The sequence below is a fragment of the Mycolicibacterium pyrenivorans genome (genome assembly GCF_025821625.1).
Taxonomy (GTDB): Bacteria; Actinomycetota; Actinomycetes; order Mycobacteriales; family Mycobacteriaceae; genus Mycobacterium; species Mycobacterium pyrenivorans.
This window is the reverse complement of the sequence record NZ_JACKSH010000119.1, coordinates 139,528-159,085: the sequence shown is the minus strand read 5'-3', so window position 1 is coordinate 159,085 and position 19,558 is coordinate 139,528. Positions and strand designations below refer to the sequence as shown.

General features: G+C 67.8%; 17 protein-coding genes. 8 read left to right on the top strand and 9 right to left on the bottom strand.

What is annotated here, in order from left to right; all coding sequences use genetic code 11:
* Positions 1-89: 89 nt before the first annotated feature.
* The 3 genes from H7I57_RS15355 to H7I57_RS15345 are packed head-to-tail and all read right to left on the bottom strand — an operon-like array spanning position 90 to position 2,019.
* Entirely contained in the window at positions 90-659 is a 570-nt protein-coding gene (locus H7I57_RS15355; RefSeq protein WP_264024417.1) for a hypothetical protein, read from the bottom strand.
* A complete protein-coding gene (locus H7I57_RS15350; protein WP_264024415.1) occupies positions 650-1,078 on the bottom strand; it encodes a hypothetical protein in 429 nt (142 codons plus the stop codon). The genes H7I57_RS15355 and H7I57_RS15350 overlap by 10 nt, the downstream gene beginning before the upstream one ends.
* On the bottom strand, positions 1,015-2,019 hold the full coding sequence (locus H7I57_RS15345; RefSeq protein ID WP_264024414.1) for a WXG100 family type VII secretion target: 1,005 nt from the start codon (positions 2,017-2,019) through the stop codon (positions 1,015-1,017). The genes H7I57_RS15350 and H7I57_RS15345 overlap by 64 nt, the downstream gene beginning before the upstream one ends.
* Before the next feature lie 306 nt (positions 2,020-2,325).
* Here H7I57_RS15345 and H7I57_RS15340 point away from each other — a divergent pair, with 306 nt between their 5' ends.
* On the top strand, positions 2,326-3,981 hold the full coding sequence (locus H7I57_RS15340) for a nuclease-related domain-containing DEAD/DEAH box helicase (protein ID WP_264024413.1): 1,656 nt from the start codon (positions 2,326-2,328) through the stop codon (positions 3,979-3,981).
* A gap of 67 nt (positions 3,982-4,048) precedes the next feature.
* On the opposite strand, the gene H7I57_RS15335 is transcribed toward H7I57_RS15340, so the two are convergent.
* From H7I57_RS15335 to H7I57_RS15325, 3 genes are all read right to left on the bottom strand, one after another.
* On the bottom strand, positions 4,049-5,038 hold the full coding sequence (locus H7I57_RS15335) for a hypothetical protein (protein WP_264024412.1): 990 nt from the start codon (positions 5,036-5,038) through the stop codon (positions 4,049-4,051).
* 241 nt (positions 5,039-5,279) lie between these two features.
* Complete coding sequence (locus H7I57_RS15330) at positions 5,280-5,567, bottom strand: hypothetical protein (protein ID WP_264024411.1); 288 nt, start codon at positions 5,565-5,567, stop codon at positions 5,280-5,282.
* A 142-nt stretch (positions 5,568-5,709) separates the two neighbouring features.
* Positions 5,710-6,231: a TetR family transcriptional regulator gene (locus tag H7I57_RS15325; RefSeq protein ID WP_264024433.1), complete on the bottom strand. Its 522-nt coding sequence runs from the start codon at positions 6,229-6,231 to the stop codon at positions 5,710-5,712.
* A 121-nt stretch (positions 6,232-6,352) separates the two neighbouring features.
* Between H7I57_RS15325 and H7I57_RS15320 the strand changes: the two genes are divergently transcribed.
* From H7I57_RS15320 to H7I57_RS15295, 7 genes are all read left to right on the top strand, one after another.
* Positions 6,353-7,741 (top strand): WS/DGAT/MGAT family O-acyltransferase, encoded by a 1,389-nt coding sequence (locus H7I57_RS15320; protein WP_264024410.1) that lies wholly within the window; start codon positions 6,353-6,355, stop codon positions 7,739-7,741.
* Between the two features lie 99 nt (positions 7,742-7,840).
* Entirely contained in the window at positions 7,841-9,358 is a 1,518-nt protein-coding gene (locus H7I57_RS15315) for a serine/threonine-protein kinase (protein ID WP_264024409.1), read from the top strand.
* 69 nt (positions 9,359-9,427) lie between these two features.
* Positions 9,428-10,411, top strand: coding sequence for a GlxA family transcriptional regulator (locus tag H7I57_RS15310; protein WP_264024408.1), 984 nt, complete (start codon positions 9,428-9,430; stop codon positions 10,409-10,411).
* 73 nt (positions 10,412-10,484) lie between these two features.
* Positions 10,485-10,625: a hypothetical protein gene (locus H7I57_RS33505; RefSeq protein ID WP_308204365.1), complete on the top strand. Its 141-nt coding sequence runs from the start codon at positions 10,485-10,487 to the stop codon at positions 10,623-10,625.
* Complete coding sequence (locus H7I57_RS15305) at positions 10,585-11,160, top strand: HD domain-containing protein (RefSeq protein ID WP_308204367.1); 576 nt, start codon at positions 10,585-10,587, stop codon at positions 11,158-11,160. The genes H7I57_RS33505 and H7I57_RS15305 overlap by 41 nt, the downstream gene beginning before the upstream one ends.
* Before the next feature lie 73 nt (positions 11,161-11,233).
* The gene (locus H7I57_RS15300; RefSeq protein WP_264024407.1) at positions 11,234-11,395 is read left to right on the top strand and encodes a hypothetical protein; all 162 of its coding nucleotides are present in this window, start codon (positions 11,234-11,236) and stop codon (positions 11,393-11,395) included.
* 130 nt (positions 11,396-11,525) lie between these two features.
* Positions 11,526-13,874: an esterase-like activity of phytase family protein gene (locus H7I57_RS15295; RefSeq protein WP_264024406.1), complete on the top strand. Its 2,349-nt coding sequence runs from the start codon at positions 11,526-11,528 to the stop codon at positions 13,872-13,874.
* A gap of 13 nt (positions 13,875-13,887) precedes the next feature.
* Here H7I57_RS15295 and H7I57_RS15290 read toward each other — a convergent pair whose 3' ends face one another.
* From H7I57_RS15290 to H7I57_RS15280, 3 genes are read right to left on the bottom strand one after another with little or no spacing between them, the layout of a single operon-like run.
* Complete coding sequence (locus H7I57_RS15290; RefSeq protein WP_264024405.1) at positions 13,888-17,340, bottom strand: ATP-binding protein; 3,453 nt, start codon at positions 17,338-17,340, stop codon at positions 13,888-13,890.
* Positions 17,333-18,022 carry a DUF4194 domain-containing protein gene (locus H7I57_RS15285; protein ID WP_264024404.1) on the bottom strand — a complete coding sequence of 230 codons (690 nt, stop codon included), beginning with the start codon at positions 18,020-18,022 and terminating at the stop codon, positions 17,333-17,335. The genes H7I57_RS15290 and H7I57_RS15285 overlap by 8 nt, the downstream gene beginning before the upstream one ends.
* Entirely contained in the window at positions 18,019-19,479 is a 1,461-nt protein-coding gene (locus tag H7I57_RS15280) for a DUF3375 domain-containing protein (protein ID WP_264024403.1), read from the bottom strand. Before H7I57_RS15280 ends, H7I57_RS15285 begins: the two co-directional genes overlap by 4 nt.
* Between the last annotated feature and the right edge of the window lie 79 nt (positions 19,480-19,558).

Below are 19,558 nucleotides of genomic sequence, written 5' to 3'. Positions count from 1 at the left end.
TCCCGGCTCGAGTTGGGTTAGCAACATCGAGTCTGGGCACCCTCTGCCTCAAATCACACGCGCCACACCAGCCACACCCTTGGAATCACTCATCTAGGCTTTTGCGGAGCAGTGTCGGTGATCGCTGTGACGTCGTCCCAGGTCGCTGTGTCGATGCGGAAAAGCTCGGTGTTCTCGATCCCGGTAGGAGTCAATCGAAAGTAGCCACGTCCGCGGGCGATAATCACAGCCAGGCCCATTACGGCAAAGATGAACAGTGCTAATAGGAGAATCGGTTCGCGAGCACGATCCACCGAAGAAAAGGGAAGCTCGTCACCCTCGCGGTTACGGAACAATAGGGTGAAACCGGATGCAAGGAAGCTGCACCCGATGAGCCAGGGCGCGAGCGGATCCGGGCGGAACGTGACACCGGACTGCTCGATGGCGCCAACGCGTTGCTCCGATCGGAGCCAGCCGACGGCGATGCCGGCGAGCATGCCAAGAAAGAACATTGCCCAACCGCCGGCAACGACGGCGGCGAGGAAGTCGTTGCGGCTGATGGCAATTGCTATCAGAACGAGGCCTTGAATGGCGCCGCCGATGAATATCAGAAGGCCAAAGGTTGTGAGCCAAACTCGTCGCTTCCAGTTCGAAGGAGCAGGCAGTTTCTCTACTGACAAAATCGCTCCCCGACCTTCGCGCCGAGTGACTCCATCCATCCGCCGACGAGCATGGAGCCGCCGACAGCGCCGGCAGGAACCATGACCACCTGCGCACCCGGGATAGGAGCCACTACTGATCCTGCGACGAAGCCGCCACCGGCTGCCCCGGCGACCTCGCCCACCACTCCGAAGCTGCCCGCGAACCCCGTCACGCAGCGGTCATACGGCGTCTCGGCCGCGGCCACCGAGTAGATCGAACTCATGATGCTGACCGCGGGGCCGCCGAACTTGGCGCCCTTGCCGATGGTCTCCGTCGCGTCCATCGACACCATCGGCAACCTGCCGCCGCGGCCGACGTGGGCGTCCAACCCCGTCAGCGCGCTACTGACCGTCGCCGGTACCGGGCCGGTGAAGAACGGATTGTCCGCCGGAAGCACCCGTGGCGACCGTCGGGCAACGTGAAGCCGGCCGTGCGGACACCGTCCGGGGTTTCCGTGGCCTTGAAGATCGTGCCGTCGGCCCATTCGATCTCGGTGTTGTGGATCCCCTCGATCGTGGTCCAGGACATCGTGCTGGATATGACGTCTCCTTTGGTGTCGTAGTGCATGTGGCTGACGGTGGGGTACTCCGGCGGACCGTACTCCCAGATGACGTGCCTGCTGCCGTCCTGCATGATGAGTGTCTTGCGGAACTCGTCGCCGTTGACGATCTCCTCCTTGGTGTCGCGCACGGTGACGGCCATGTCTTCACCGCGCATCACCGACTGCTGGAACAGGCCCAGCGGGTCGCGCGGATTGGGCACCTCGTCCTCGGGTCTCTGCACTCCGGGAAGCATCATGCCGCACAGTCCGTCCGGATTGGGTGCGACAAACCCGAACGGTTTTGCGGCGGCGATCAACCTGTCGGCGGTGGCGTCGTCGGCGTCTCCGACGGCCAGCAACAACTCGTTGACGATGGCCTGCTCGGACGCCACCTTTTCCATCAGCGACGCAACCTTCTCGGCAGACATCGGCGCCGGTTTGATCAGCACCACCCACTGCTCCGTCACCTGCAGCTCAGCGGAGTCGATCTCGTCGGCCTTGTTCAACAGCGCGGTTCGCGCCGCGCCCAGAGACGTCGCGCTGTCACGTAACGCATTCCCGATCGCGGCGGTGTAGTCGCCGAACTCGGACGCGTGGGTGTGCGCGCGGTCGAACATCTTTGACGCCGCGTCGTGGGCCGGGCCCTCCCACGACCGGGTTTCGGGCATGATCTCGAGATTGGTGTTGATCACGTCCACTGCCTGTTCGACGCTCTCGCCGGCAGACGTGACTGCGGGACCGGTGACGGCCAGCGCGTCGGGGTTCCAGCTCGTGAGCCGGGAACGGGACGGCAACACGGTCAGACGATGCGGCCGAAACTGCCGGCCGTGGCCACCTGACCGGCGAAAGCCCTCAACATCTCAGGATCGACCAGCACCACTGCCTCCCTCGCGTGTCCAGACCAGCTACCAACATAAGCGACCGCGGAAGGCGGTCATGACACCAATCTGGCGGTGACCGGCGAGCCGGTGCCCCGTCGAGGCTGCGCTGACGGTGGAGTTTTCGACGATTTCCCCGCCGTGGCTGCAGTCTCGACGTCCGAGTGCGCCCCGGAACGTCGGTCCTGCTCGCTACCATCAACCGCGACACAGGGGGAGTGGCGCATGACCATCACCGTCGCCGAGACACCGCGGCTGGCCAACGGCGCCGAGCGCCGGGTCTATCAGCTGTTGATCGACCAGCTCGAGCCCGGCGACCTCGTCATTCCGGGCAAGCGGGTCACCGACCACCTCAAGGACCACGAGGTCGACTTTTTCGTCGCGATCGAGGGCGCCGGGATCGTCTGCCTCGAGGTCAAGGGCGGCGAGGTCTGGCACGACGGCGAGACCTGGTGGGTCAAGCGCCGAGGCCACGAGCACAGGGCCGACCCCGTCCGGCAGGCCCGCGAAGCGTGCTACGCGCTGCGAGACTTCATCGAGAAGGATCCCCGGTGGAGTCAGGGCCGGCTGCGCTGGGACCACGTCGTCGTCCTGCCGAACACCGACCTTCCCGAGGGCTTCGCCCTGCCCGAGTGTCCGCGCTGGAAGGTCATCGACCGCACCGACCTGCCCACCATGGTCGCCAAACTGCGCGACGTCCTGCTGGCTCAGAAGCTCGAGCGGCCGATGCTCACCCGAGACGGCATCGCCCAGCTGAACGAGGCGCTGAGCGGACGCGGCCTGCCGCAGCGCAGCGTCGTCGCCCGCGCACTCGAAAACGAAGACGCCGCAGATGTTCTCACCGAACACCAGTCCGTCATCCTGGACGCGATCAAGCTGATTCACCGCGTCGAGATCCGCGGCGGTGCCGGCAGCGGCAAGACCTTCCTGGCCATGGAGCAGGCCCGCCGGCTGGCCCGAGACGGTCAGCGCGTCGCGCTGGTCTGCTACTCCCACGGACTGGCGTCCTACCTCGAGCGCATCACCGCGACCTGGAACCGGCGCCACCAACCCGCCTACGTCGGTGAGTTCCACGACCTCGGCAAGACCTGGGGTGCGCCCGAAGGCCCCGACGAATCCCTGCGCAACGAGGAGACGGTCAAGTTCTGGGAGCACGACCTGCCGCTCCAGATGGCCGAGCTGGCAGCCGAACTCGAGCCCGGGCACCGGTTCGACGCGATCGTCGTCGACGAGGCCCAGGATTTCGCCGACGCGTGGTGGGATCCGCTGCTGGCCGCGCTCAAGGACGAGGAAACCAGCGGCATCTATCTGTTCACCGACGAAGGTCAGCGGGTGTTCAGTCGGTACGGGTCGCCGCCGGTGCCGTTGGTCCCGCTGATCCTCGACCACAACCTGCGCAACACGCGCCAGATCGCCAACGCGTTTCAGCCGCTGGTCGATCACCCGATGCGGTTCCTCGGCGGCGAGGGCCCTGCCGTCAAGTACGTGGCCTGCTCGCGCGAGGAGGCGATGGGGGTCGGCGACGACGAGGTCGAGCTGCTTCTCGAGCAGGGGTGGCGCCCCGAAGACGTCGCGCTGCTCACCACCGGCACAAGGCATCCCGAGCAGAAGGAACGTCAGGCCGCCGGCAGTGCGGCGTACTGGGACAGCTTCTGGGACGCCGAGCAGGTGTTCTACGGCCACGTGCTCGGGTTCAAGGGGCTCGAGCGTCGGGCCGTGGTGCTCGTCGTCAACGAGGACGCGGCCTTCGAACGCTCCCGCGAACGGCTCTACGTCGGGCTGTCGCGCGCCCGCGATCAACTCGTCGTCTGCGGCGACCCCGAGTTCATCCGCACCGTCGGTGGACCGGATCTTGCACGGCGCCTGAACATCCCGGTCTGACGCTGCCACGCGTTGGCGCTGCTGTGGCGGCGGGGATTCTGGCGAAAAGGACGCCGTGGATGCCGTCTCAACGCGACGGGTTGATCGCATCCAGTCGCTTGAAGATGCGCGACCTCAGCCCGTCGCCGTCGAGGTCGATGTCGAGGACGATGGCACCCATGTCCACGTCATCCGTGGCATGCTGGAGCACCTGCGGAAGCGACTCGATCACGTCGACCAATTCGCCGATGAACTCGCGATAGCTCTGCAGCGGAAAGTCAAGGAGCCGTGCACAATCGGCGAGGATGTCGGTGTACTCCGACGGCGCCGACAGGCTGCGGCAGCGTTCCGACAACTCCAGAAACCGGTCGTGGTAGTCCATCGTCCGGTGTGCGATGTGCTTGATCGCCTCGGCGTCGGGGGGTGCACCATCGGCCGGGCCGTAGAAGGACGCCATGAAGGCCGGCGCGGTCATGAAGCTGTCCAGTTGGTGAGCGGTCGAGAGCATGTCGTCGATGAGTCCGACGACCGCGGTTGCCAACTCGGCAGCGGTGTACAACCGGGTGGTGGCCGCGGGGCTGAAGCCGAGTTCGCTGTCGCGCAGGCGAGGCAGCAGCGGTGTTGTCCGCTGAACCAGGATCGACGTGAACAGCGCCCACCCCCACGCGTCCGGCTTGTCATTCACCAGCGCCGCCACCTCATCAGAGGTCGCCGCCAGTCTCGCGATCGGCGCGGGGTTCTGCGTCGGCGCGTCTTCCCCGTCGGGCAGCGACGGTTGCGGAGCCACGTCGCGCATCGCCGCCGCACCCTGCTGGCCGTAGATGCCGCGGCTGTCGCCGGTCAGCAGCCACCGGTGCTGGCGATCGGCGCGCCGTTTGAGTTCGTATTCCTTCTGCTCGGCCAGCTCGCGGCGCTTCTGCACCTCTCGCGCGACGGCGCGGCCGACGAAGTACAGACCCACCAATGCACCCGCACCGACGATCCACCAGAAGTACGTGATGACCACGCCGACCACCAACAGCATGACGAAAATGACGGCGAATGCACCGCCGTCTGATGTCGATCGTCCCCCGCCCATGTGATGACGATACGAAGGGCCACTGACAAGTCATGACGTTCAGACTGCATAGGCGGCGATTGCTCCTCGCAATTCGTCGCCGGGAGCGCATTCTGAACGGTGCGCCGTCGCGCCCGGCGCACGGCCGCACTTTCCCGTCGACCGACATGCTGCGCTCACCGATTTCGCTGCGATCGCCGCCGACTACCCGGTGTTCCGCATCGTGCGTATGTCGCCGGGCTGACGGCATTGGGTTGGAAGCCTACTGTCTCGGCCGATGGGCGTCTGCCCGCGTCACCGCCGCGACGAGGTTCTGGAACGCCTGGTCGAAGAAGTGAACCTCGCTCAGCTGTGTCAGCGCGTCGACCAGGGGGGCGGGCAGGGGCGGCCCGCCGGTGCGGAGCATGGATTTGAGAGCGATCACCATGGCTTCTGTGTGATCGCCGACACCCAGCCGCACGAACGCGGTGTTGAGCTCGGCGATGGTGAGAACTGCGCGGCAGTGGTCGACCAAATCCCAAGCCACGTCGTTCAACTCGGGGCTTCCCATGGCTCATTCTCGGTCACTCGGAGCGCCGGCGCTCGCCGAGCGCCGCTCGACGGCCATTCATACTGCGCTGGCGGCAAGCGTGTCTCGCACTTCGTCGCCGTCAACCCAGCCTCAACGCAAGGGGGAGCCTCAACGCAAAGGCTCACTTGAGCTTGGCGGCCAGGACGTCGAGTCCTCGCAGCAGCACATCCTCGGGCAGCGGCGTGTTGTGCGACTCGGCGATCAGAACCCCGACGATCGCGCCGGCGATCACACGTCGCTCGACGGCGTCGACAGGTTCCTCGGACCGGCGCTGCAGCGCGTCGGCGATGAGATCGATCAACCGGACGTACTCGGCGTAGATCAGGCCCCGCGCCTCCGGGATCGCGTACATCATCCGCTGACCCACGATGGCGTCCTCGCGTTCCTCTTCGGTGAACGCGCCGAACACCGCCGCGACGGCATGCCGGTAGGCGGCCACCGGCGGGAGATCCCGCGGAGCGTCGATGAACGCCTCCACGATCGGCCCGATCTGATCGTCCGACAGCAGCACCGCCTCCTTCACCCCGAAGTAGCGGTAGAACGTGCGGGGGGAGACGTCGGCGGCCTTCGCGATCTGATCCACCGTGGTGTTGCTGTATCCCTGCTCGTTGAACAGCCGGAAGGCTGCCCGGCGAATGTCCATCCGCGTCCTCAGCTTCTTGCGTTCTCGCAGACCCTCGGGCTCAGCAGGTGGCACCCCTTCAGTGTTACCTACGGGACGCTGCGGGGTTTCGCGATTCCGTCGGCAGGGGTATTGAGGACGGATGGAGCGGTTGAGCGGGCTCGACGCCGGCCTCTTGTACAGCGAATCGTCCGCGGTGCCGCTGAATGTGTGCTCGATCGCCGAGTTGGACACCTCGACTGTTCCGGGTGGCTACACGTTCGAGCAGTTCAGCAGCGATCTGGGGTCGCGCATGAGTGCGCTGCCGGAGTTGCGCGCGAAGCTCGCCGACAGCCGGCTGAACCTCGCCCACCCGGTGTGGGTGGAGGACAAGAATTTCGACCTGACCCGGCACCTGCATCGGATCGGTCTCCCGTCACCGGGAGGGCGTGTCGAACTCGCCGACATCTGTGCGCACATCGTGTCGACCCCGCTGGACCGCAGCAAACCGCTGTGGGAGATGTGGGTGATCGAGGGCCTCGAGCCCGATGCCGACGCACCCGACAGTGATCGACTCGCGTTGATGATCAAGGTGCACCACGCCGCGGTCGACGGGGTGTCGGCCGCCAACCTGCTCGACCAGCTGTGCGACCCGGAGCCCGACGCCCCGCCCCGCGATCCCGTCGAGGGCGCCGGAGACGCGACGCCGTGGGGGATCGCGGCGGACGGCCTCCTGCGGTTCCTGACCCTTCCGTGGCAGCTGACCAAGGTGATTCCCGAGACGGCGTCGACGGTAATCAAGACTGTGAGCCGCGCGGTCGCCGGCACCGCCATGGCCGCTCCGTTCACCGCGCCGACAACGCCCTTCAACGCGGAGCTGACCTCGGAGCGCAGCATCGCGCTGGCGCAGCTGGCCTTGGACGACGTCAAGCGGGTCAAGGACGAGTGCGGCGTCAAGGTCAACGACGTGGTGATGGCACTGTGCGCGGGCGCACTGCGCGACTTCCTGCATGACCGCGCCCAGCTGCCGGAACACCCGCTGATCGCCGTGGTGCCGTCCTCGGTGCACGGCAAGTCCGACCGCCCAGGCCGCAACCAGCTCTCCGGGATGTTCTGCAATCTGCACACCGATATCGACGATCCGCTGGAACGGCTTCGCGCCATCGCCGAATCGGACTCACGCGCCAAGGAACACAGTTCCGACCTCGGCCCGAACCTGGTGGTGGACCTGGCCCAGGCGATCTCCCGTGGCATGTTCGGGTGGATGCTGAGCCTGGCGTCGCACACTCCGCTGAGCCACACGGCGATCCACAACGTGGTCATCTCCAACGTCGCGGGCCCGGCGACCACGCTGTACGCCTGCGGCGCGGAGATCAAGGCCCTGTATCCGCTCGGCCCGATCTTTCACGGCTCGGGCCTGAACATCACCGTGATGTCGCTGGGTGACACGCTGAACGTCGGCCTCATCTCGTGTCCGCAGCTGGTCGACGACCTCTGGGACCTGGCCGACCGGTTCGAGGCCGAGCTGGGTGAACTGCTGCGCCGTTGCTGAGATCCTTGACGTGAACAAGTGTTGGTTAGGTCGCCGCGCGATGCGGGAAACCTACCCGGCGCCGGCGCTACGACGCGCTCGAGGACGAAAGGATTGCATGTGAGTTCCCCGAAGAGCGACGCTCGGCTGGGCACCCGGTTCGGGCCCTACGAGCTGCGGTCTCTGATCGGGGTCGGGGGAATGGGCGAGGTGTACAGCGCCTACGACACCCAGCGGGAGCGAATGGTGGCGATCAAGCTGCTGCGCCCGCACGTGGCGGTCGACCCCAGCTTCCAGGAGCGCTTCCGGCGGGAGTCGCGGGTGGCGGCCCGGTTGCAGGAGCCCCACGTCATCCCGGTCCACAACTTCGGCGAGATCGACGGCGTGCTCTACATCGACATGCGGCTGGTGAAGGGCGCCAGCCTGAAGGAGGTGCTGCGCGCGGACGGCCCGCTGCGGCCGGCGCGGGCGGTGTCGATCATCCGGCAGGTGGCGTCGGCGCTGGACGCCGCGCACGCCAACGGGCTGGTGCACCGGGACATCAAGCCGGAGAACGTGCTGCTGACCTCGGATGACTTCGCGTATCTGGTCGACTTCGGGATCGCGCACGGCGGCGGTGAGGCATCGGTCACGTCGACGGGCCTGGTCGTGGGGTCGAGTGCCTACATGGCCCCCGAGCGGTTCAGCGGTGAGCGGGGCGGCCCGCCGTCGGATGTGTACTCGCTGGCCTGCCTGCTGTACGAGTCGCTGACGGGGAAGGCCCCGTTCGAGGCGGCGGATCTGCGGCAGGTGATGAGTGCGCACATGTTCTCCCCGCCGCCGCGGCCGAGCATCATGCGGCGCGGGATTCCCCGGGCGTTCGACGACGTGATCGCGCGCGGGATGGCGAAGACACCGGGCGACAGGTACCGCTCGGCCGGGGACCTGGCGAGGGCGGCGGACTCGGCGGTCGAGCAGGCGCCCGACGCGCCACCGGCCCCAGTCGCGTCGGTCGCTCCGGTGGCGCCCCCGTCGACGCGGCAGTTCTCGGCGGCGTATCAGAACCCGGCAGGGACGGGTTATGCGCCCTACGCGCCGCCGTCAGCGCCGCCACCGCCCAAGCGTGGGGCCAGGAAGCTCGGACCGGGGCAGGTGGCATTGGTGGTCGCGACGATCGTGATGTTCACCGCCGCGCTGGTGCTGGCGGCGGTGCTGGTGTTCAGCGGTGGGGACACCGGGTCGACGCCGCAGTCGAGGCTCGCCGCCCCGCCCGAGTCGTCGACGACGCAGCCGGGCACCACGACCACAACGACGCCGAGCGGGCAGCCGATCTCGGGGGTGTCGGGAACGGATTCACAAGGCTTCGTCGGGCACACGGCGCGCTGCGACTCGGGCTCCACGCCGGCGGCGGTGATCCGGACCTCGCTGTCGCTGGCGGTGGTGTGCGAGACATCGGGCGGGGAGTACTACTACCGCGGGGAGCGTCTGCGCGACGGCGCGAACATCGAGCTGCAGGGCGCGACTCGCTCCGGCGATGGATTCGTGGCCGTCAACCCGGACGACGGTGCACGCTACGACGTCCGGCCCGATCAGCTGACGATCTCGAGCAACGGGAGTGTGGATTCGGCGGAGCCCGCGTTGGAGTACGGGACGGGGTAGAAGTTCCCCTTTTGGCAATATCCCGGCGACATGTCACGATCTGGCCAAACGCTTTGGTAGGTTCGTCGCGTGCACCGCGTGGCCGTTCTCGCCCTCCCCGATGTGATCCCGTTCGACCTCAGCATCGCCGTCGAGGTGTTCGGAAGAGCATCGCTTGCCCATGCCGGCCACGGGTATCGCGTGCAGGTGTGCGGCACCGAACCGGTGGTCGACGCGGGACTGTTCCGTATCGGCACCGACCACGGTCTGGAGGCGCTCGCCGACGCGGACACGATCATCGTCCCCGGGCGCAACGACCTCGCCACCGACGCTCCCGCCGACGTGATCGCCGCGCTGCGCTCGGCTCATGCCGCCGGAACGCGGATCGCCTCGATCTGCACGGGCGCCTTCCTGCTGGCCGACGCGGGCCTGCTCAACGGCCGGCGGGCCACCACGCACTGGGCCGTCGCCGACCTCTTCCGCGCGAAATTCCCTGCCGTGCAACTGGATCCCGATGTGCTCTACGTCGACGAAGGCCAGATACTCACCTCGGCCGGCGCCTCCGCCGGTCTCGACCTGTGCCTGTACATGGTGCAGCGGGACCATGGCTCCGCAGCGGCCGCCACCGCGGCCAAACTCGCCGTCGCGCCGCTGCACCGCAGCGGCGGCCAGGCACAGTTCATCGTCCGTAACCAGCGGCCCGCCAACAGCATTGGTGCGAAGAACGAACTGGATTCGGTGCTGGCCTGGATCGAGCAGAACGCCCATCGCGACGTGACGTTGGCCGACATCGCCGAACAGGCGGCGATGAGCATCCGCACGCTCAACCGTCGCTTTCAGGCCGAAACCGGTCAGACGCCGATGCAGTGGGTGGCCGGAGTGCGTGTCCGCCACGCGCAGGAACTCCTCGAACGCACGTCAGACGGTGTCGAACGCATCGGCCGTGAGGTCGGGTTTACGTCCGCGGCGAACTTCCGCGAACAGTTCCGCCGGTTCAGCGGGGTTTCGCCGCAGGGCTACCGCAACACATTCCGAGAGCGCTCGCTCGACGAGGTGTACTCGTCTGCGTCGTGACGTGTCCAGATCCCGACGCATGTTGGCCATCTGGCCACTGTCGGGCGCGCCTCGGCTTCGGCAGGCTTGGCGCATGAACAACGAACTCCCTGAGCTGGCCGCATGGGACCTCCCGGACACCGACATCTGTTCGGCGGCATGGCAGTTGGCCTTCGATGTGATCCCCGGAATTCATCGCCAACCACTGTGCCCGCAGTTACGTCTTCGCGCGTGAACTCGCGGCCGCCAACGGACTTCGCAGCGGCACCGACTACGACGACGAACTCGTCTTCCTCACCTGCCTGCTGCACGACCTCGGCGTCACCGACTACGGCAGCGGCGACCAGCGCTTCGAGGTCGACGGGGCCGACGCCGCGGTGCGGTTTCTCCGCGACAACGGCGTGGCCGAGGATCGGACCACCACGGTGTGGCAGGCGATCGCGCTGCACACCAGCGTCGGCCTGGCGGACCGGTTCGGCGCCGAACACTCCGTCGCGTTCTCCGGGATCAGCCTCGACATCAACGGTCTCGAGAAGGACCGGCTACCAGGCAGTCTCGTCGAACGGATCAACGCCGCGTGGCCGCGGCACGACCTGGGTTACGCCATCGCCGACCTCATCGGCGAAGGAACGAAGGCCAACCCGCTGAAGGCGCCGCCGCTATCGTTCCCCGCGCACATTCACGAGATCGTCAACGGCGTCCCCGGGGTCGCGTTCCTCGACCTGGTGGGCTGGGGCGACCGGCCCGTCACGAACACGGTTCCCCGATGAACGCCGGCGCCTAGACCCGTCGCCCCTACGATGAACGGTGTCCGGCCGACACCGAACGTCGAAGGGGAGCGCGATGTCGCTGATCTCCGGCGACGCCGTGCTCAGCGCGGGCGGTCGCGCCTGGTTCACCCCCGAGACCGTCGACGACGACGCCGCCGCTGACGGGCCAACCTCCCGTTCAGACTGCGCTGGCGGCGGACGTTTCTCGGTCGTCGTCGCCGCGAGCGCAGCCTGAACGCAGGAGGGTGATGTCAGACGCCCGTCACGCTCCCGTTTCCCGGGGTTCACCCCAGAAGCCCCATCGGCTCACCTGATCGGGCCAGGCTCACTCGGCCCAGTCGGACAACTGAAGAGAGTGACGCGTGATGACCTCGAACCTGAGCCGAGCGACGGCAGCCGCGACGGTCGCCGCACTGACGCTGGCGGCGTGCTCCACCAACCAGAGCGACGACGCACCCGAGCAGCCCCGCCCGGACACCCCGAGAGCCACCTCGGCCATCGACTGGAACCTGTCCGACGCGCAGCGCTACCACCGCACCGCCACCTACCCGGTGTATCTCAACAAGCCAAGTGCCGAAGCTCGCCCAGAAGATTCAGCCGCCGAGACCGTCGCCGAGATCTCCACCGTCACCCCCGACGGCAACACCGTCATCTACACCGACGCCGCAGGCAAACGCATCGGCTTCCTCGACGTTCGCGACCCGGCGAACATCGTTGGCCTCGGCACGCTTTCGCTCACCGAGCTCGGCGACGCCGACGACCAGCCCACCTCGGTGGCCGCCGTCGGCGAGTTCGTCCTCGTCGTCGTCGACACCACCGGCGGCGACTTCCCCAACCCGTCGGGTCGCGTCGACGTCGTCCGCGTCAGCGACCGCACCCGCGTGCACAGCATCGACCTCGGCGGCCAACCCGACTCCATCGCCATCAGTCCCGACGGGTCCTTCGCCGCGATCGCGATGGAGAACCAGCGCGACGAGGAATTCACCCCGCAAGGCGGCGAGGAAGGCGACCTGCCGCAGACGCCCACGGGATTCATGCAGTTCATCGACCTCGAGGGTGCGCCCACCTCGTGGCGGCCCCGCCGGGTCGACTTCGACGTCGCACAGGCGCGCGCCGCCGGCCTGGACACCCCCGAGGACCTCGAACCCGAATACGTCAGCATCAACTCCCGCGGCCAGGTCGCCGTGACACTGCAGGAGAACAACGGCGTCGCCGTCATCGACGGCCGCACCGGTGCGGTGTCCACGATGTTCAGCGCCGGCGGTCGATCCGTCACCGGTATCGACACCGCCGAGGACGGCACGCTCGACCAGACCGGTTCGATCCCCGACACGCCACGCGAACCCGACGCCATCGGCTGGATCGGCGACGACCACGTCGCCACCGCCAACGAGGGCGACTGGAAGGGCGGCACCCGCGGCTGGACCATCTTCGCCGCCGGCTCCGGTGAGGTCGTCTGGGACGCCGGCAATGCCTTCGAGCAACTCGCGGTGCGTACCGGCCTGCACATCGAAGGCCGCGCCGAATCCAAGGGACCCGAGCCCGAAGGTCTGGCCATCACCGAGATCGACGGCCGCCCAGTCGCATTGGTCGCCTCCGAGCGCAGCAACTTCGTCGCGGTCTACGACGTCAGCGACGTGACCGCACCGGCATTCCGCCAGATCCTTCCGACCACCTCGGGACCCGAGGGTCTGCTGCCGATCCCGTCGCGGGACCTGCTGGTGATCTCCTCGGAGGCCGACGACGCAGAAGAACGGGTCCGCGCGTCGGTCGGCGTCTACGGCTACGGCGAGTCGTTCGCCCAGAGCGGTGGCAAGCCCGCGTTCCCGTCCATCGTCTCCGGCGACATCGACGGTGTGCCGATCGGCTGGGGCGCCCTCGGGGCGCTCAGCGCCGACCCCGCCGACGGGAAACGCCTCTACACCGCCACCGACAACGCCTACGGCCCGGCGCGCATCCTCGGCGTCGATGCCTCGCAGAAGCCCGCGTTGATCGACGCCGAGCTCACCATCACCGAGGACGGACAGCCCGTCACGCTCGACACCGAAGGCGTATCGGCGAGGCCCGGAGGCGGATTCGTGCTCGCCGTCGAAGGCGAGGAGGGGCCCGGCAACCAGTTGGTGTACGTCGGCGCCGACGGCGCGATCGAGAAGCGGGTGCCGTTGCCCGCCGACGTCGCCGCGGGACTCGGCGGACAGGGACTCGAGGGTGTCGCCGTCGACGGCGACAGCGTCTGGGTGGCCGTGCAGCGGGAGGTGAAAGGCGATCCGGAAGGTGTGGTGCGTATCGGCCGCTATACCCCCGACGGCGATCGCTGGGAATGGTTCGGCTACCAGCTGGAGTCCACCGACGTCGACGGTGACTGGATCGGGTTGTCTGAGATCCAGATGCACGACGGGACACTGCTGGTGCTCGAACGCGACAAGCTCAACGGGCCCGACGCCCGCGTGAAGGCGATCTATCGCGTGGCGATGCCCGCCAACGGGGGCGTCACCTCCGCCGCCGAGAAGCCCGAGGTGCTGCCGAAGACGCTGGCGCGCGACCTGTTGCCCGATCTGGCTGCGACCAACGGCTTCGTGCAGGAGAAGGTCGAAGGCTTCGCGATCGCCGGCAACGGCAACCTCTACGTCGTCACCGACAACGACGGCCTCGACGACGCCAACGGTGAGACGCAGTTCCTCGACCTCGGTCCTGCCGGGGAGGCGCTCGCCTGATTGGCTTTCGGCGTCAGACGGGGGCGGGGACCTTGGCGCTCGCGCTCATCTCCTGGCGCAGCGTGGTGAACTCCGAGATCGTCCGCGTCGCGACCGAGGCCACCGGGCGGGCGTTGCGGCCGGTCGCCTCGGTCTTGCTCACCATCACCACGCTGTCGATGTAGGGCTGGATCGTCGTCACGTTCTGCACCGTCGCGACGATCACCAACTGGAACCCGAACTTGCGGAACGCCTGCAGCGCCTGCTGGGCGAACTGCGGGTCGGACTTGGAGAACGCCTCGTCGAGCATCAACTGCGCGAAAACCGGCTTGTTGTCCGAACTGTCGGGGCTGGCCAGGTTGAAGCTCAGCGCACCCGCCAGGCAGAACGCCATCAGCTTCTCCTGCTCACCGCCGGAGTTGTCGCCGGCGTTGCTGTGCGTGCGGATCAACTCCTCGCTGCTGACATCCCATTCCGCGCAGTCGAACGTGAACCGGTTGCGCACATCGAGGGCGTCGCGCGTCCACGCCTTGTCCTCCGGCGCCGTCGAGGCCAACCGGTTGCGCAGCCGTAGGATGTCGGCGTACTGATCCAGGATCGCCTGCTTGTCGCCCAGCCCGACCTCCGCGATGCGCCGCGAGATCGATCGCACGATCTCGGTCAGCTCCGCGACCGCCGTCAGGCTGCGCGGCGTGGCCCGCAGTGTCAACCGGGTGCCGCGGTTGAACTCCACCGATCCCAAACCGGTGTTGACGCGGTCGATCTGGTCGCTGATCCGCCGCGCCTCCTGCTCGGCCACCCGGTGCAGCGTCAGGATCGCGTCCGGCGCCTGCTCGGTGACCAGCCGCATCATCCGCTCGTAGGCCTCGGGCAGCTCCCGCTCGTCGATGTGGCGGCACAGTGCGACGTAGTCGTGCACGCGCTCATCAAAATTGTCCGAGTCATTTGGGATCGCGTCCGGGAACGCGGTGTCGAAGGTGTTGAGGATGCGGGCCAGCTCGTCGTAGGAGCGACGGCGGCTCTCCCGCAGCTGTTCGCGCTCCTTCTTGATCGCGCTGAACAGCGCATCGCGGTGCGGTTCGGGGTCCAGCAGCTCGAGGCTCACCGGGAGTTGCCCGGCGTAGCGGTGCAGCAGCTCCGTCAGCGGTTCGGAAACGAATCTACGCTCTTCGCGCGAGCGCTCATCGGCCGCCGGCTGCAGCCGCTCCTGTAGTTCGAGGAGCCGGGTCCGTCGGTCGTCGAGCTCGTCACGGCGGGTCTGGATCGCGCCGCGGCGGGTCATCAATTTCTGGATCTGCGACCAGCATTCGTCGGCGCGGGCGTTCAGTGCCTCGATGTCGGGATGGTCGGCGAGCAGCAGCTCGTACTGCTCGCGCAGCCGTTCGGCGTGCCCGTCGGCGGTCTCGATGTCGATCTGGCTCCACTGCGGGAACTGCTCGCAGATCGCCTTGCACGCCGCCGCCCGGTCACGCCACTGCTGACGCTGCGCGGCGATGTCGTCGGCGACCCGCCGGGCCTTCTGGAACGTCTCCTCGGCCGCGGCGAGGTCGACGGTGAGCGCGTTGATCTTGGCCGACACGTCACCCTGGTACAGGTACTCCGACTGCTTGAGCGGGCGCCGGTCGTCCTTGACCGCCAGCCGATCGGAGTCCTTGTACAGCCCGGTGTCGGTGACCGCGCGGCGGAACCGCGCGAACACGTCGGGAGTGTCGACGCAGATGTGGTCGCCGGCGCTGCTGACGACGTCGACGGCCTCGGCCGCGCACGGATGCGTGGGATCGACGGCGAACAGCGTGCCCGCCAACGTGTTCGGCTCCGGATCGACGGGTTCGGCGCCCAGGAACTTCGTCCGCACGTGGTGCAGCTGCAGCCGGCCCCGCATGTTGGTCTCGTTGACGAACCGCAGCACCTTCGTCCAGTGCTGGTCGGGCACCATCAACCGCAACCCCACGCCGCGCAGCACCTTCTCCACCGCGACCCGCCAGCGGGTCTGGTCGGCCTTCAGATCCATCAGCTCGGCGATGTAGGGCAGCTCGGTTGCGTCGACACCGACTGCGGCGCAGATCTGTTCACGCATCGTCAGCGCGAACTCCGGCAGCGCGGACCCGACGTGCTCGACCCGCTTGAGTTCTTTGGCCGCGTCGTCGCGGGCGATGCGGGCCGCCTTCTGCGCGTACTCGGCGTCGGTGGAGGCCTCCCGGTTGCGTTCGACGTTGGCCAGCAACTCCGTGGCCTGGCCGAGCAGTTCCTCCCGCAGGTTCCAGAACTCGTCGGCCGTCTCCGGCACGTCCAGACCCTGGGCGGTCACCAGGTCCTCGTAGGCGTTGCGGCGACGCGACACCTGCTCGGATTCGGTCTCGGCGGCGGTCACCTGCGACTGCAGCGGACCGATGCTCGAACTGGTGCCGCTGATCTGGGCGTTGAGCGAATCCGCCTCGGCCTTGGCCAGATTCAGCGACCGGGTGACGTCCTCGTGCTCGTTGTCGAGCTGGTCGATCGTCGAGTCAAGCGTCGCGATCTGCGTGGGGCAGTGCGCCAGCCGGACATGATCGGTGAACGTCCGCACCATCGGCGCGTCCACCAGGTCGATGATGCCCAGATCCGAGGACTCCGAGGCGTAGCGCAGCTGGATCTTCTCGATGTCGCCGAGGATCTTGCGTTTGCGCTGCGCGACGGCCAGCAGCTCGCGGGCCTCGACCAGCGGATCGATCTGCCTGAGCGCCTCCGGCAGCCTGGCCAGGCTTTCCGGCTCGTCGAGCATGAACTCGCGGACGAACTGCTCCAGCCCGCCAACGCTTTTCAGCGACTTCGCCTTGCCGAGCAGCTGCTGGGCGGCGTCGGAGGCGCGGATACCGATGGTCGCGTACAGCTGGGCCAGGTACTGCGACTCCACCTTCGTGGTGAACCGCCAGCCGTGACATTTCCCGTCGCTCCGTCCCCCTGCGCTTCGCGCGGGAGGTGCCCCCACGCCCCGGATGTCCTTGAAGACGCCGGTGTCGAATCGGCCCGCCGCCCACCGGTTGCACACGTCCTCGATGTCGAGGTCGCCGTCGCCGAGGACGAACCGGCTCGACGAATCCGACCGGGACTCGCCCGTCAGCCACTTGAGCACCAGGCCGGTGACAGTGCGGCCGGAGTCGCCGGCGTAGGTGACCGCCACGGCCGACCATGCGGTGCCGTCGCCGCGCAGGTACATCACCCGGCTGGTGCCGCCGTCGCTGCGCTGTCCCCACGCGCCGCGCACGTACTTGTCGACGGTGCGCCGGCCCGCGCTCGATCCCGCTGCGGTGTGGTCGCCGGAGGCGTTAAAGTTGCGGCGGTTGAACGGCAGGAAGCCCAGCGAGATCGCGTCCAGCAGAGAGGATTTGCCGCTGCCGGAGGCGCCCGCGATCAGTGCTCCGCCGGAGCTGAACGGGATCGAGTGATACCCGTCGAACACGCCCCAGTTGATGACCTGCAGGCGGGACAGGTGGAATTGCTCAGCCATCTCGGGGGTCCTCCTGCGGCACGCCTCCGTTGAGCAGCAGCTCGAACTGCTGCTGGAGTTCGGTGATCACCGAGGCGGTCATTATCGCGGTGATCACCGGGCTGATCGTGTAGCTGTCCTCGTCGTCGCGGCTGCGGCGCAGGATCTCCAGCCCGGCCAGCCGGGCGATGGCGCCGTCGACACGCGCGGTGAAGGTGACCGCGTCCCGGTCGGTGTCGTTGAGCACCCCGGAGAACAGCCCGTGCATCTCCTCGCGGCTGATCAGCACGCTCTGCCCGCCCGAGGCGCGCATCATCTGCGCCAGGTGCAGCGCCAGGATGGAGTCGTAGGTGCCCAGCGGTTCGCGGCGCAGAAGCTTGATGCCCCTTGCGGATTCGTAGCGCGCCTGCTCGACGAACGCCACGTCCGTAGCCTCGACGATGCGCAGCAGCAGGTCCAGTTCGGACAGCCGGACCGACAGCTCGTTGCGGTACTCCAGCACCCACGCGTAGACGTCGGAGTCGGCCTCGGCGCTGATGTAGCGCCGGGTCAGCAGGTGCTGCAGCGCCCAGCAGGCGCGGTCGGGAAGCTCGGAGACGTCGCCGTCGAAGCGCGGCCGGCGCTGGTGCGGGGGACGGGCGGTCTGGTCGACCTGCGGCAGCTGCGAGAAGTCGATGTCGGGTTCGGTCGAGGACTCTGTCATGCGGTGGCTCTCACGAGGGTGGTGATCGGCTCGGTGAACATCAGGTGGGGTACCTCGATCTCGCGGTCGTGGCCGTCGAGCGAACGGAACCGCACGGTGCTCGACGCGGTGACCCCCTCTGCGTCAGGCTGTTTGAGCGCCCAGGACCACAGCACGATGACGTGGCCGAGGTAGGCGTTGTCGAGCTTGGCGACGGCCTGCGGAAGCGACAGGGGCAGCGTGGTATTGATCATCTCCGACATCGCGGGTGCGTCGACCTGGGTGGTCAGCGCGGCGAAGCTGGTCAGGTCGATGTCGCTGCCGCCGGGCTGGGCGGGCCTGGGATTGGACAGATCGCCGATCTTGAAGCTCAGTGCGCCCACCGAGCTGATGGCGTGCCGGGCGAGCGGGATGTCGATGTCGAGGCGGGAGTCGATGAGTGAGGTCTTCAGCAGGGCGCGGGCGGCGCCGATCGCCTCGTTGAGCTGACGGGCGACGCCGCGGCTCTGCTCCAGCGTGCCGAACGCGGTGAACCGCTTGACCCGTTGGGCGCAGCGCTGCTGGATCCGCTCGACCTCGTCGATCTGGTGGCCGACCAGTTCGAAGAACCCGGCCATCACCTTGCGCAGCGCCGGGTCCAGCGCGGGTAGCGCGTCGGCGACGGCGGCCACGTCGGCCTCGAACTCGGCGCGCTGGTCGGGGTCGTTGATCATCCGCAGGAACGCGCGGTGGCTGTCGCGACCCTGGGAGTCCCAAGCAGTCTGGTAGTCGGCGTACATCTGGCGCTGCCGGTCGCGGTATTCGACGTTGCTGTCGATCGGCTCGTCGAGCGCGGCGGTGGCCTGCTCGATCAGCGTGCCGTACTGGCCGATGTCGGTGATGAGGCGTTCCATCTGCAGGGCGATGGCGCGGGCCTCGTCGTAGCAGTCCGTAGTGTCCGATTCCGACAAGGCCCGTCGCTCGCCGGCGTCGAGTTCGTCGAGTTCGGCGTGCAGCAGCGCGATCTCGGCCTCGAGGTTCTTGCGGATGCGCGCCGGGTCGCCGCCGACCTTGAGGGCGACGTGCTTGAGCCGCGACGCGATGCCGGTGATGGAGCCGCCGGTGGCGATGGTGTCGTTGCGGCGCATCCCGCGGACGAAGTCCAGCGCGCGGCGGGCGTCCTGAGTGAGATAGCAGATATTTTGATCGCGGCGTTCGGCTCGGCTGTCTACGGCACGGTGCAGCCAGCCCTGGCTGGCCCACGACTTGATCAACGCCAGGCCGGACTGCCCGTCGGGATGGCCGAGGTCGTCGAGGTCACGTTCCAGCCGCACCACGAGCTCGGTCTCGGGGGTGACGCCGCCGGACAGGTGGCGCTCCATCAACGTCGCGTACAGGCTCAGGTTGGTGGTGGCGAGCAGCCGCAGCGCGCGCGAACTCTGCACGTCGCGGTTGAGTTCGAGCAGGTCGGCGGCCGACAGCTGCGGGTCGTCGTCCACCTGGCTCCTCGCTCTGGTCGCGGTTGGTCGGACGCCCCAAGATAGGGCACGGCGACGACATCCCCGGCGCGGGGTTGGG